Annotated in this window: 13 protein-coding genes; 3 read left to right on the top strand and 10 right to left on the bottom strand. The window is 71.1% G+C overall.

All coding sequences use genetic code 11. The features are described from left to right. Positions 1-71 precede the first annotated feature (71 nt). The 6 genes from ACIBTV_RS04840 to ACIBTV_RS04815 all read right to left on the bottom strand — a co-directional run bounded on the left by ACIBTV_RS04840 (position 72) and on the right by ACIBTV_RS04815 (position 7,082). The gene (locus ACIBTV_RS04840; RefSeq protein ID WP_396702438.1) at positions 72-1,592 is read right to left on the bottom strand and encodes an aldehyde dehydrogenase family protein; all 1,521 of its coding nucleotides are present in this window, start codon (positions 1,590-1,592) and stop codon (positions 72-74) included. Further along, entirely contained in the window at positions 1,589-2,794 is a 1,206-nt protein-coding gene (locus tag ACIBTV_RS04835) for a fumarylacetoacetate hydrolase family protein (protein ID WP_396702436.1), read from the bottom strand. Before ACIBTV_RS04835 ends, ACIBTV_RS04840 begins: the two co-directional genes overlap by 4 nt. Next, positions 2,791-3,972: a mandelate racemase/muconate lactonizing enzyme family protein gene (locus ACIBTV_RS04830; protein ID WP_396702434.1), complete on the bottom strand. Its 1,182-nt coding sequence runs from the start codon at positions 3,970-3,972 to the stop codon at positions 2,791-2,793. Before ACIBTV_RS04830 ends, ACIBTV_RS04835 begins: the two co-directional genes overlap by 4 nt. A gap of 8 nt (positions 3,973-3,980) precedes the next feature. Beyond that, complete coding sequence (locus tag ACIBTV_RS04825; protein WP_396702432.1) at positions 3,981-4,811, bottom strand: carbohydrate ABC transporter permease; 831 nt, start codon at positions 4,809-4,811, stop codon at positions 3,981-3,983. Then, positions 4,808-5,761, bottom strand: coding sequence for a carbohydrate ABC transporter permease (locus ACIBTV_RS04820; RefSeq protein ID WP_396702430.1), 954 nt, complete (start codon positions 5,759-5,761; stop codon positions 4,808-4,810). Before ACIBTV_RS04820 ends, ACIBTV_RS04825 begins: the two co-directional genes overlap by 4 nt. A 73-nt stretch (positions 5,762-5,834) precedes the next feature. Then, positions 5,835-7,082, bottom strand: a complete 1,248-nt coding sequence (locus ACIBTV_RS04815) for an ABC transporter substrate-binding protein (RefSeq protein WP_396702428.1) — start codon at positions 7,080-7,082, stop codon at positions 5,835-5,837. Positions 7,083-7,246: 164 nt separating this feature from the next. Between ACIBTV_RS04815 and ACIBTV_RS04810 the strand changes: the two genes are divergently transcribed. Further along, positions 7,247-8,050 carry an IclR family transcriptional regulator gene (locus tag ACIBTV_RS04810; protein ID WP_396702426.1) on the top strand — a complete coding sequence of 268 codons (804 nt, stop codon included), beginning with the start codon at positions 7,247-7,249 and terminating at the stop codon, positions 8,048-8,050. Positions 8,051-8,059: 9 nt separating this feature from the next. On the opposite strand, the gene ACIBTV_RS04805 is transcribed toward ACIBTV_RS04810, so the two are convergent. Next, a complete protein-coding gene (locus tag ACIBTV_RS04805) occupies positions 8,060-8,377 on the bottom strand; it encodes a hypothetical protein (RefSeq protein WP_396702424.1) in 318 nt (105 codons plus the stop codon). A 249-nt stretch (positions 8,378-8,626) separates the two neighbouring features. On the opposite strand from ACIBTV_RS04805, the gene ACIBTV_RS04800 reads away from it, so the two are divergent. Then, entirely contained in the window at positions 8,627-9,379 is a 753-nt protein-coding gene (locus ACIBTV_RS04800; RefSeq protein ID WP_396702423.1) for an SDR family NAD(P)-dependent oxidoreductase, read from the top strand. A 72-nt stretch (positions 9,380-9,451) separates the two neighbouring features. Here ACIBTV_RS04800 and ACIBTV_RS04795 read toward each other — a convergent pair whose 3' ends face one another. Further along, positions 9,452-10,264 (bottom strand): LysR family transcriptional regulator, encoded by an 813-nt coding sequence (locus ACIBTV_RS04795; protein WP_396702421.1) that lies wholly within the window; start codon positions 10,262-10,264, stop codon positions 9,452-9,454. A 47-nt stretch (positions 10,265-10,311) separates the two neighbouring features. Then, a complete protein-coding gene (locus tag ACIBTV_RS04790) occupies positions 10,312-10,671 on the bottom strand; it encodes a hypothetical protein (protein WP_396702419.1) in 360 nt (119 codons plus the stop codon). 303 nt (positions 10,672-10,974) lie between these two features. Between ACIBTV_RS04790 and ACIBTV_RS04785 the strand changes: the two genes are divergently transcribed. Next, positions 10,975-11,688, top strand: a complete 714-nt coding sequence (locus ACIBTV_RS04785; RefSeq protein WP_396702417.1) for a hypothetical protein — start codon at positions 10,975-10,977, stop codon at positions 11,686-11,688. A gap of 47 nt (positions 11,689-11,735) precedes the next feature. On the opposite strand, the gene ftrA is transcribed toward ACIBTV_RS04785, so the two are convergent. Further along, positions 11,736-12,704, bottom strand: a complete 969-nt coding sequence (gene ftrA, locus ACIBTV_RS04780) for a transcriptional regulator FtrA (RefSeq protein WP_396702415.1) — start codon at positions 12,702-12,704, stop codon at positions 11,736-11,738. Positions 12,705-12,716: the final 12 nt, after the last annotated feature.

Genomic DNA, 12,716 nt, shown 5'->3' with positions numbered 1-12,716 from the left:
ATTTTCACGCACGATTGCGAACCGATCGTCCGCGACCGGCGAGCACCTCCGGGACCGACCTTCCGGTGCGGCTATTCCACCCCTGGCTCCAACCTCCCGTCGACTCGCCGCGGAATGGCGGTGTATTCGTCTCGCAACTCCTCGGGCAGGACCCACTCCGGGGCGTCCTGCCACGCCAGTGGTCGAAGGAACCGTCGGATCGACGTGGCGCCCACCGAGGTGTGCACGGCGTTGCTCGACGGCCAGGGCCCACCGTGGTGCTGAGCCCACGACACACGGACACCGGTGGGATAGCCGTCGAAGACGACCCGACCCGAGCGGGCGACGAACACGTCGACCAACCGGCGCACGAGCTCCGGGGCGTCCTCCGGTCCACGGTGGATGGAAGCGGTCAGCGACGGTGGAACGGTCGCGAGCACGGCGTCGAGCTCGGCGACAGCGCCGTACCGGACCACCACCATGAGCGGACCGAAGCACTCCTCGGCGATCTCGGCGGTCAGGGCCGGCAGACCGACCTCCAGCAGCATCGGCGCGACGGTGAAACCCGCGCCGGGCGCGACCCGGGGTCGCGCCGAGACGCGGGCGCCGGCCCGCTCGAACGCCGCGGCTCGATCCTCGTACGCGTCGCGGATCCGCTCGTTGAGCAGGACCGCGCCCTCGGCGGCCGCGGTGACCCTCCCCCGCAGCAGGTCGACGAGGTGGTCGCCGGCCGCGTCCGAGGGGACGAACGCCAGACCGGGCTTGGTGCACAGCTGACCGCCCGAGCCGGTGAAGGAGGCGAACAACCCGTCGGCGATCTGGTCCGCCCGGTCGGCGGCCGCGCCGGGTAGGACGACGATCGGGTTCACGCTGCTCAGCTCGGCGTACAGCGGAATGGGGTCGGGTCGTTCGTCGATGGCGGCCTGGATGGCGCGGGCGGCGCCGACGGATCCCGTCAGGGCCGCCGCGCGGATCGCGGGGTGGCGCACGAGCGCGAGGCCGGCCTGGTCCCCGTAGACGACCGCGATCACCCCGTCGGGCCCGCCCAGGTCGCGGACGGCCGACGCGATCGCGTCGCCGGAGACCCGCGACGTCACCGGATGCGACGGGTGGGCCTTGAGGACCACGGGGCAACCCGCGGCGAGCGCGGCGGCCGTGTCGCCACCGGCGACCGAGAAGGCGAACGGGAAGTTGCTGGCCCCGAAGACGGCGACCGGTCCGAGAGGTACGAGCATCCGCCGCAGGTCCGGACCCCGCCCGAGCGGTGTGTCGGCGGCGTGGTCGATGGCGGCCTCGACGTACGCGCCGTCACGCAGCACCTCACCGAACATCCGGAACTGGACCGCCGCCCGCGTGAGCTCCTGGTCGAGTCGGGCGCGACTCAGCCCGGTCTCCGCCTCCGCGGCCGCGACCAGGTCGGCGCGTCGGGACTCCAGCGACGCGGCGATCGCCTCCAGCATCCCCGCCCTGCCGACTCGTCCCAGGTCGGACAGCCATCGCGCGGCCGGGGACAGTCGGCCGGCGACGGTCTCCAATCGGGTTTCGTCCGTCTCGACGAGATCCGTCGGCCGGCGCCGGCCGTCACGCGGATCGACCGTGGTGACCACGTTCACAGCAGTCCTCTCTTCCCCAGGTTGCCCATCAGATCGCGGATGCCGAACTCCCAGGGCTCGCACTCCTCCGCGTGCCGCACCTGGTTGACCAGGGTGCCCAGGGCCGGGCAGCTGATCCGCACCACGTCGTCGACCTTGTGGGTGAAGCCGTCGCCGGGGCTGTCCCGATCCTGGATGGGCGCGAACATCGTGCCGAGCATCAGGACGGCACCGTCGGGATAGTGGTGGTGCGGGCCGATCAGCTGCCGCACCAGCGCCTCCGGGTCCCGCGACATCCGGGTCATCTCCGAGACCGCCTCCAGGTGGAAGCCGTCCACGCCGTGGACCCGCAGGCACACCTCCAACTCGCGCACCCGTTCCAGGCCGAACCGCTGGTCGAAGAGCCGGATCAGGGGGCCGAGGGCGCAGGAGGCGTTGTTGTCCTTCGCCCGGGGAAGCAGGAGCGCGGAGCGTCCCTCGACGTCGCGCAGGTTCACGTCGTTGCCGAGGGTGGCCCCGACGATCCGCCCACTGGACGCGACGATGAGTGCGACCTCGGGCTCCGGGTTGTTCCAGGTCGACGCGGCGAGCACACCGACCGGCACGGCGGTGCCGACGGCGGAGAGGATCTGCCCCTTGGTGAAGATCTCCGCGTCGGGACCGATCCCCACCTCCAGGTACTGACTCCAGACCCCCTCGGCGACCAGCAGGGTCTTGAGCCGCTCCGCTTCCGCCGAGCCGGGAGCCAGGCTGTGCAGGTCGGCTCCGATGTCGGCGAGCATCCGGTCACGGATGTCCGCGGCGAGCGCCAGGTCACCCCGCGCCCGTTCCTCGATGACGCGTTCGATCATCGAGACGGGAAAGGTCACGCCGGCGGCCTTGAGTGCCTGCAGGTCGACCGGGGCGAGCAGCCAGGGCCGGGTGTCGTCCCGGGTGGCGGCGCCGGTGTTGGCCAGGATCTCCCCGAAGTCACCGATCCGGGGCCCGTCGAGCGCCGCCACCGTCGCGGCGGGATCGTCCAGCTCGCAGATGTCCCGGACGGTCGGGAACCGGCGGCTGATGTCGATGACGTCGTCGCCCCGTACGACCACCGGTGAGGGGCCGTCGACGGACGGGTCCCAGACCCGGCCGACGAGCACGCTGTGGTCGACGTCGTCCGGTAACGCCTCGGCGGCGGTCCCGAACCAGTGCGCCCCGACACCCCGGGGCCGCGGCGCCGTCATGAGGCGCTCTCCAGATTGAAGAAGGACCGCTCGTCCCGGGGCCGGATGTCGTAGACGGCGTCGCGGAACATCCGCATCGGGTGCGGGGTGAACGGGTGCTGCTCGATCGCGGTGAGGTCCAGGTCGATGCCCAGGCCGACGCCGGTCGGGATGAGCACGTCGCCGTCCGCGGTCAGGACCAGCCGTTCGTTCGTGATCTCGGGGCGCCAGGGCACGTCGGTCGCCATGATCTCCAGGTACCGGAAGTTGGGCAGCGTCGCGCCGAGTTGGAGCGTCGCGGCGGTGCTGAGCGGGCCGCTCGGGTTGTGCGGCGCGAACCCCACGTAGCTGGTCGCGGCGAGCGTGGAGATGAAGGCGAGCTCGGCGATGCCGCCGGCGTGCGTGACGTCCGGTTGGACGAAGTCGACCGCCTGGCGGGCGAGCGCCGGCGCGAAGCCCTGTCGGCCGTACCAGCGCTCCCCCGCGGCGATCGGCACCGGGGACGCGCGGCGGATGTCGACCAGCGCGTCGAGATTGTCCGGTGGGCACGGCTCCTCGAACCACACCGGGTCGAACTGCGCAATCTCCCGCGCGACCTTGATCGCGTGGCGGACGTCGAACCGGCCGTGCCCCTCGATGAACAGCTCGACGTCGCGGCCGACCGCGCCCCGGACGGCGTCGATCTGGGCGAGCACCCGGTCCAGTTGCCGGGTGGTGATGGTGAGGTCGTAGTTCTCGAACGGGTCCCACTTCAGGCCCCGGAAGCCGCTCCCCACCGTCCGGCGCGCGGCCGCCGCGTAGTCCTCCGGGGTGACGGCGCCGGAGAACCAGCCGTTCGCGTACGCACGCACCCGGTCCCGGGTCGCGCCGCCGAGCAGCCGCGCGACCGGCACACCCAACTCCCGCGCCGAGATGTCCCACAGGGCCATCTCCAGCGAGCTCAAGGCGGTCATGATGACCGGGCCGCCCCGCCAGTACCAGTCCCGGGCGAGTTCGTAGAGGATCTTCGAGATGCTGGTGGGGTCGAGGCCCACGACCGCCTCGGCCACCTCGGCGATCGCGCCCTGGACGGCCCGTTCCTTGCCCTCCAGGGTGGCCTCGCCGAGCCCGACGATCCCCTCGTCGGTGTGGACGCGCACCAGAACGAGGTTCGTCCGGTAGAAGTCGACGACCAGCGTGTCAACAGAGATGATCTTCATCGTCCGGGTCAACCCTTCACCGCGCCGGCGGTCATGCCGGACACCACGTACTTCTGCGCCAACAGGTAGAAGGCGACGGCGGGCAGTGTGAACAGGAAGGCGACGGCCATCACCGTCTGGATCGGCGTGCCCAACTCGCCGATGAAGTTCGCGATGCCGACGGAGGCCGGTTGCAGCTCCGGGTCGAAGATGAACGTCACCGCGAAGACGTACTCGTTCCACGCGTGGAAGAAGGCGATGACCGCGGTCGCGGCGATCGACGGGGCGATCAGTGGCACGTTGATGCGGGTCAGGACGGTGAGCGGCCGTCCGCCGTCGGCCCGCGCCGCCTCCTCCAACTCCCTCGGGATGCCGTCGATCGCGCCCTTGAGGATCAGCGCGACGATCGGCAGGACGAAGGCGGAGTTCACCAGGACGAGGCCGGTCAGCGAGTCGAGCAGGTCGAAGCGGCGGAAGAGCGCGAACAGCGGCACGACCATGAGCGCCTCGGGGAGCATCTGCGTGAACAGCAGCACGACGGTCAGCACGGCCTTGCCCCGGAAGGAGAAGCGTGACAACGCGTAGCCGAGCGGGATGCCCAGGCCCACGGAGAGGACCATCGTGCCCACCGCGATCACCAGGCTGTTGAGCAGCCACCCGGCCGCCTTACCCTCGGCCAGCGCCTCGACGAACACCCCGAACCGGCCGAGGTCCGGCGTGAGCCGGGGCTGTTCGGCGAACAGGTCACCGTTGCTGGACAGCGCCGTGACGAGCATCCAGTAGAGCGGAAACACCGCGACACCCAGCACGACGAGCACGGCGACGATCCGCGCGGTGAGGCCGAACCGGAACCGCCTCATCGGACGTCCTCCTTCTCCGCGGCACGGGCGACCAGCCGGCTGCCGGTGATGACGATGAGCGAGATGACGACGCCGACCATGCCGATGGCCGCCGCCGATCCGAGTTCCTTCGAGTCGAAGGCCTGCGAGTAGAGGTCGATGACGAGCGTCTCGGTCGCGCCGACGGGGCCGCCCTTGGTCATCAGCCAGATGAGCTCGAAGCGCCGCAGCGACCAGATCGTCATGAGCAGGGCCAGCAGCCCCACGGTCGGCTTGATGACCTGCCAGGTGACCGCGCGGAAGGCGTCCCAGCGTCCGGCGCCGTCCACGGTCGCGGCCTCGTTGAGCTCCTGCGGCACGGCCTGGAGCGCGGAGAGCAGCACCACGGAGGTGAACGGGAACAGCTGCCAGATGGTCGTGGCGAGCACCGCCGGGAGCGCGTAGCGCGGGCTGTCCAGGATGGCGCCGCCCGGGACGCCGAGGCCCACGGCGTCGAGGAAGCGGTTCACGATGCCGTACTGCGCGTTGAGCATCCAGGTGGCGATGAGCGCGACCGCGATGCCGGGCGCGGCCCAGGGAATGGTGATCAGCGCCCGTGCCACGCCCCGGCCGCGGAAGCCGCGGTTGAGCAGGAGCGCGACGACGAGCCCGCTGCCGACCGCCCCGACCACGCAGGCGATGACGTAGATGAAGGTGATCAGCAGGGTGCGCCGGAAGTCGGGGTCGCCGAAGATCCGGTTGAAGTTCTCCAGCCCGACCCACTCGCTCCGGGTCGGGTTGAGCAGCGTCGTCCGGGTGAAGCTGAGGTACACCTCCTGGGCGAGGGGCACCGCCTGGAAGACGAGGATGAACAGTGCGGCGGGGGTCAGGAACAGGTACGGCGTCCACTTGCTGCCGAGCGGGCTGCGTCGCCGCCGCGCCCCGGGTCGGCGGGTTGTCTTCGGTGCTCCGGTTTGCTCGAGCACGGTCATCGGATGATCCTTCGGGGGTAGGACGCTGCCGGCGCACGGACCGTCGCGCCGGCAGCGTCGCCTTGTCCAGCCGTCAGCCGACCAGCTCGGTCGCCTGCTGCTGAGCGCGATCCAGTGCCGACTTGAGGTCGGCCTTGCCCTGCAGCGCCGCGATCACGTTCTGCACGACCACCTTGCGGATGTCCGGCGTCTTGGCTTCGAACCCCAGCACGATCTGCGGCAGACTGCTCTCGGTGAGCTCGTCGAAGACGGTGAGGAACGGAGTCTCCTTCAGCGTCTCCGCGCTTCGCTGCGTGGTGGTGGCGACGCTGCTCGCGCCGAGAATCTCCTGGAGCTTGACCTGGTTCTGCGGCTCCAACGCCCAGCGGATGAAGGTGGCAGCCTCGTCCTTGGCCTTGCTCGACTCGTTGATGACGATCGGCGCGAGGATGGCGCCCTGCTTGCGCACCGGGAACGGGATCGGCGCGACGCTGAACTTGAGCTGCGGGTTCTGGCCGCGCGTCGCGGTCACGTACCCACCGTTGTTGAGCTCCATCCCGACCTTGCCCTCGGCGAACATGCGCCGGAACGTCGCCGCGTCCGCTCCGCGCGGGATCACGTTCGCGTCGTACAGGTCCTTGTACGCCTGGAGGCCCTTGAGGTTCTCGGGCGAGTTGATCGTCAGCGTCTTGCCGTCGGACCACGCGCCGCCGAAGCCGTAGACGTAGTTGAAGATGTCCTGCCACACGCCGGCTTCCTCAGCCTCCGTCTGGCGGAACGCCAGCCCGTAGACGTCACCCTTGGTGAGCGACTTGGCCGTGGAGACGAACTGCTCGTAGGAGGTCGGCGGCGTCGGGATCAGGTCGGCGTTGTAGAACATCGCGTAGTTCGACGCCTCGAAGATGATGCCGTGCCGGACCCCGTCGTGGACCATGAACTGGTCCGGCTGCTTGAGCAGGTCGTACTTGCCGACGTCGACCAGCTTGTCGAGCGGCGCGATGAGGCCGGCGTCGGAGGCGGCCTCGAACTCGGGCATGTCGAAGCGGACCAGGTCCGGGCCCTTGCCGCTGCCCATCTGGGTGAGCACCGTCTGGCCGAAGGTCGGGTAGGGCACCGCGGCGGCGGATACCTGCACCTTGTCCTGGCTCTTGTTGAACTCGTCGAGCCAGGCCGTCAGCTTGGGACCGCGACCGGGGTCGCCGAAGGTCGAGGCGGCGAAGGTCAGCTTGGTGACGCCATCACCGGAACCGTCGTCTGAGCCGCACCCGGTGAGAAGAGCAGCGACCAGGCCGAGGGCACATGTCGCCCCGGTGAGGCGGAGGCGGAAGGGCTTCTTGCTCATCGTTACTCCCCTGTAACAGGTCAGAGTCGTCGAGATGAAATTTGCAACGATCGTAGCGTCATATGCAACGGTGTCAAGTAGCGGTTGCGCCTGGAACGCACTACCATTGCAAATGATGCAATTCCAGCGACGGTAGGGACCGCCGCACGAGGGGAGACATCGCCTTGTCGCAATCGATTCGCCGCGCGATCGACCTCATCCGTCGATCCGCGGAGCACCCGCTGTCGCTCACCGAGGCGGCGGATGTGCTGGGCGTCCACAAGTCCACAGCTCTTCGGATCCTGCAGACGCTCGAATCGGCACGCTTCGTGCGCCGGACCGGCGCCGGCACCTACGTGCTCGGCAGCGGCCTCATCGAACTGTCCGAACTCGCCCTCGGCTCCATGGACCTGCGTCAGTTCGCCGCCGCGCACCTGCGGGCGTTGCAACGCGAGACCGGCCACACGGTGCACCTGGCCCAGCTGACCGGCGACGAGATCATCTACATCGACAAGGTCGACAGCCAGGCGTTCGACGCCGTCAAGCTGCCGTCCCGGGTGGGACGCGCGGTCTCGATCTACGCGAGCGCCGTCGGCAAGACCATCCTGGCGTACCTGCCGGCGGAGGAGCGCGACCGCCTGCTCTCCCACGTGGTCTACGAACGCTTCACCGACACCACGTACGCCGACCGCGACTCCCTCGAAGCCGAACTCGTCCACATCCGCGAGCAGGGCTGGGCCACCGACAACGGTGAGCACGACGCGTACGTCATGTGCGTGGCCGCACCGATCCGGGACTCACGCGGGCGGGTCATCGCCGCCGCCTCGATCACCGCCATCGAGGTCATCGCCAGCCTCGACGAGCTCAAGAGCAACCTTCCGCTCCTGCTCGACACCGCGAACCAGATCTCACGCGAGCTCGGCTTCACCCCTCCGTCGTCCGGCGAGCCGGAGGGTGTCGACGACAATCGACCGACGGCAACCGTCTGAGCCCGGGCGCTAGTAGACGTCCTCGTAGCCCTGCCGCCAGCGCTCGGCGTTGTAGACGGCGGTCTCGCGGAACAACCACACGAACAATCCACTGCCGCCGCACAGGGCCGCCCCGACGAGCGCCACCCAGTCGCGTTCCACGACCGCCGACACCCCGAACCCCACCGTGAAAAGCGTTGCGGCCAGCAGGCTCGGCTCGGGCCGCCGCAGCCAGTAGCCGAGCCATCCGCTGCGTCGGCGAAGACCGCGCGGCGTCGTCTCCCTGGTCTTGACCAGCGGCGCACGAACCGAGCGGCGCCGCCGTCTCCGCTGCCGCCTGCCCGCCACCCGTCGACCGTACAACGCGTCGAACTCCGGTCACGCCGGTCGACCTCCGCCTGCCACTGCCCGACATCCGACCACGTCGACATTCGGAGGCTGAAGACCGGCAAGAGTCGGCGCCGCGCCACGGCCAATACCTCCCGGGTATCGGTCCTTGCTGAATTGATCATTGTTGTCGCAGCTCACGCAAGGTGCAGTGGTGAGCGGGCGATCACGAGACCGCCCATCACCAGAGCGAATCATGGGAGATCGAAAATGGGTCAGCTCGCCGGCAAGGTCGCGGTGGTGACCGGCGCCAGCACGGGCATCGGGTTCGCCAGCGCGCAGCGCTTCGCCGAGGAGGGTGCGTACGTCTATCTCACCGGCCGGCGGAAGCCGGAACTCGACGAGGCGGTGGCGCGTGTCGGCGCGGCCCGCGCCAGCGGGGTGCCGGGTGACGTGACGAACCTGGCCGACCTCGACCAGCTCTTCGCCACGATCGACGGCGACGGGCGGCGGATTGACGTCCTCTTCGCCAACGCCGGCGGAACCTCCATGTTGCCCCTGTCCCTGGCGACGGAGGAGGACTACGAGCAGGTCACCCGTATGAACCTGCGCAGCGCGCTGTTCACCGTGCAGAAGGCCCTGCCCCTGCTCAACGACCACGCGTCGGTCATCCTCTGCTCGTCCACCGTGGCGAGCCGGGGGGCCGAGGGCGTCGGCCTCTACGCGGCGGCCAAGGCCGGGGTCCGGTCGTTGGCCCGCAGCTGGGCCAACGAGCTCCGGGGGCGGGGTATCCGGGTCAATGCCCTCGCGCCGGGCGTGACGGAGACGCAGTTGGTGCGGGGCAACGCTCCGTCTGGCACCAGCGCGGACGAGTTCATCGCGATGCTGGGCGCGACGGCGCCGCTGGGACGCATCGCCGACCCGGCCGAGCAGGCCGCGGCGGCGCTCTTCCTCGCCTCGGACCAGAGCAGCTACATCACCGGTTTCGAACTGCTCGTGGACGGCGGCGTCAACCAGATCTGACCGCCGACCGCGGGCCGGTCACGGCGCCGCGACGGGCCGGGTCGGCGCCGCACGCGCCGACCCGGCTTCGCGTCAGCCGCGGGCCGCCACCGCGACCGCGACCGCGACGTGGACGAACTGGTCGCGCGCCGCCGACGGAGTGGCCGGTGCCCAGGCCAGGACGACCTGCCTGGGCGGGACGCCGCGCACCGGAACGGCGACGACGGACGAGCCGAGCCGACCGGTCGCACTGGCCCCGGACAGGATCACGAGTTCGCCGAGCGCGACCCGGTCGAGGAGTTCGTCCAGACCCACCTGCGGCGCCTGCGCCCGGAAGAGCTCCTCGTGCTCCAGGTCGTCCATCGTCAGGCTGTCGCGGACGGCGAGCGGGTGCACGGCCGCGACGAGCGCGACCGGGGTCTCGTCGAGGAGGTCGACGGTGTCCAGCCCGCCGAGGTCGTCGCTGCTGCACATGAAGGCCGCGTCGGCGGTGCCGTCGCGCACGGCGGCGCCCTGGTCGGAGGTGAAGAGCACCTCCACCGGCACCGGGTCCGGGCCGTTCCGGTACGCCGCCAGCGTCTCGGCCAGCAGACCCACCCCGGTACCGGCCGGAGCGGCGAGCACCAGCCGCCGCGGCCGGGCCGCCTGCTGGGTGCGGCGGACGCCGCCGTCGAGTGCGGCGAGGATCTTGCCGCTCTCGCGCAGGAACACCTCCCCCGCCGTGGTGAGGTCGACCCGCCGGCTGGTGCGGTCGAAGAGTCGGACACCCATCCGGCGCTCCAACCTGCCGATCGCCCGGGACAGCGGCGGCTGGGCCATGCCCAACTGCTCGGCGGCGCGCCCGAAGTGCCGGTGCTCGGCGACCGCGACGAAGTAGACGAGGTCCCGTACCTCCGGTCGATCCATACCTCAACGGTACCAATCACGGGTCCGGCGAGTCGGCGTCGCCGGACCTACCGCAGCCATCGCAGTGCGGCGTCCGCGGCGTCCTCCGGGCTGCTGTTGAAGGCGATCGCCGCACCGGGGGCGTGCTGCCGGACGAGGTTGACCGCCCTCTCGAAGAGTTCGAGCAGGGGTTCATGCTTGCGGATGCCTCCTCCGACCACCACGCACGCGTAGTCCCGCCGGACCAGCGCCTCGGTGATCGCCTCCTCCGGGTCGTCGTCGGGTGCCACCAGGCAGAGATCGGCCTCGACGCCGTGAACGCCGAAGCGGGCCTGGCCCCGGGCGATCGCCGCGACGACCGGCTGCGGGTCCCACCCGGGGATCCTGGCCGGATCCAGACCGATCACCAGCACCGGCCCCCGTGCCATGCGCCCTCCTCGTCCCGCAAGGATCCGGTTCCCGGCCCGCGGGCACCGGTAACCACGTTCCCGCGCACGTCCGGGTGCCCGGGGCGATGTCCACGATGCTGCCACAGGGGCACCGGCACTCGCGGGGATCCCGACCTCCGCTGTCGATGTCGACCGCTCGCGCCGCGGTCGGTCCTCGTGATCGATCGTCCGTCCCACGCGCGGGCGGGCGCGGCTCCGCCGGGCGACCCCGTCACCGTACGGCCGGAGTCCGACGCACTAGCATTGCCGCGGTCCGGGACGGCTCTGCTGAATCGAGGCGACATGCAATGGCTGCGGCAGTTGCTGGGCGGCGGTCGGGTCCAGCTCGATCCCGGGCGGCAGCAGGCGCTGCTGCACGAGGCCCAGTCCCGCTACGGCGCCGGTGCGCAGCTCCGCTTCCCCCAACAGGTCGAGGAGGTCACCCGGCTGCTGGCCGGTGACGACGGGCTGGTGGTGGCCGCCCGGATCGTCACCGAGGTCGCCGACGAGGCGCACGCGGACCTCCAGGCCCAGGCCCACGACATCCACCGGCGGACGGGCCGGCGGCTCGTGGTGAACCGCCGCAACTATCGGCCACTGTGGAAGGAGGCTGGGCACGCGCTGCGGTGGCCGCTGTTCGCGTTGCCGTCCGGTTTCCACCCGTACGCGCAGGTGGCCGCCGCCGTCGTCGTGGTCGGCGCCGGGGCGCGGCGGCTCGACCGGGTGACCGATCCGACCCCGCTCGTGACCCGCGTGTTCGAGCTGCTCGACCTCATCACCGCCGGCTGGGAGTACGGCCGGCTGCGGGTGGACACCGACGGAGCCGCCCTGGTCGACCGCCTGACCACCAGCGCCGGGCAGATCCTCGCGGTCATGGACGACCCGCCCCGCCTGCCCCCGGCGGTCCGTGAGCTGATGCGCCGCAACAACACCCTCGACGTGCACGATCCGGCCAGCCCACGGGCTGTCGGCGGGATCAACCCGGGCGCGACGATGCGGGAGCGTCTGCTGGTGTGACGGTCGCCCGCCGGTGCGGAACGTGGAATCGGACGCGGTGGCCCTGGCTAGGCCACGGCGGCCCGGAAGGCCCGCCGGTACGCCGACGGCGAGGTCCGCATCGCGCGGCCGAAATGGTGCCGGTAGGTGACCGGGCTGTCGAAGCCCACCGCGGCGGCGACCTCCGCGACGGGCGCGTCGGTGGTCTCCAGCAGGGCCAGGCTGGCCCGGACCCGCTGGTCGATCAGCCAGCGGATGGGGGTGGCGCCGGTGGCCCGGGCGAAGTGGCGCAGGTAGCTGCGGGCCGACATGTGCGCCTGCCGGGCCAGCGCCGCCACGGTAAGCGGTTCGGCGAGGTGACGCACCGCCCAGGCCATGCTGGCGGCGATCCGGTCGTCGTCCGGGTCGACGCTCACCGGGGCCTCGATGAACTGGGCCTGGCCGCCGTCGCGGTGCGGCGGGATCACCAGGCGTCGGGCGACCGCGTTGGCGACCGCCGCACCGAAGTCGCGCCGCACCACGTGGACGCAGAGGTCCAGCCCCGCGGCGCTGCCGGCGCTGGTGAGGATGTCGCCGTCGTCGAGGTAGAGCACGTCCGGGTCGACGGTGACCGTCGGATGGCGGCGGGCCAGCAGGTCGGCGTAGCGCCAGTGGGTGGTGGCGCGCCGGCCGTCGAGCAGCCCCGCGCCGGCGAGGGCGAACGCGCCGGAGCAGATCGACATCAGCCGGGCGCCCCGCCGGTGCGCCCGGCGCAGCGCGGCGACGAGCTCCGGCGACGGGTCGACGGCGACGTCGGGCACGCCGGGCACGATCACCGTGCCCGCCGCGGCGAGGGCTTCCAGGCCGTACGGGGTGTGCAGCGCGGCACCGCCGACGACGGGCACGGGCCCGGGGCGCTCCGCGCACATCGTGAGCCGGTACCAGTCGACGCCGAGCTCGGGCCGGGGCAGCCCGAACACCTCGGTGACGATCCCGGTCTCGAAGACCGACATGCCGGGGTACGCGAGCACCGCCACGCTCCGGTCGACAGCCGCCATGGCGGGATCTTA

Source organism: Micromonospora sp. NPDC049366 (assembly GCF_044466625.1).
In the GTDB taxonomy this organism is placed as follows: domain Bacteria; phylum Actinomycetota; class Actinomycetes; order Mycobacteriales; family Micromonosporaceae; genus Micromonospora.
This window is presented reverse-complemented; position numbering and strand designations above follow the sequence as displayed.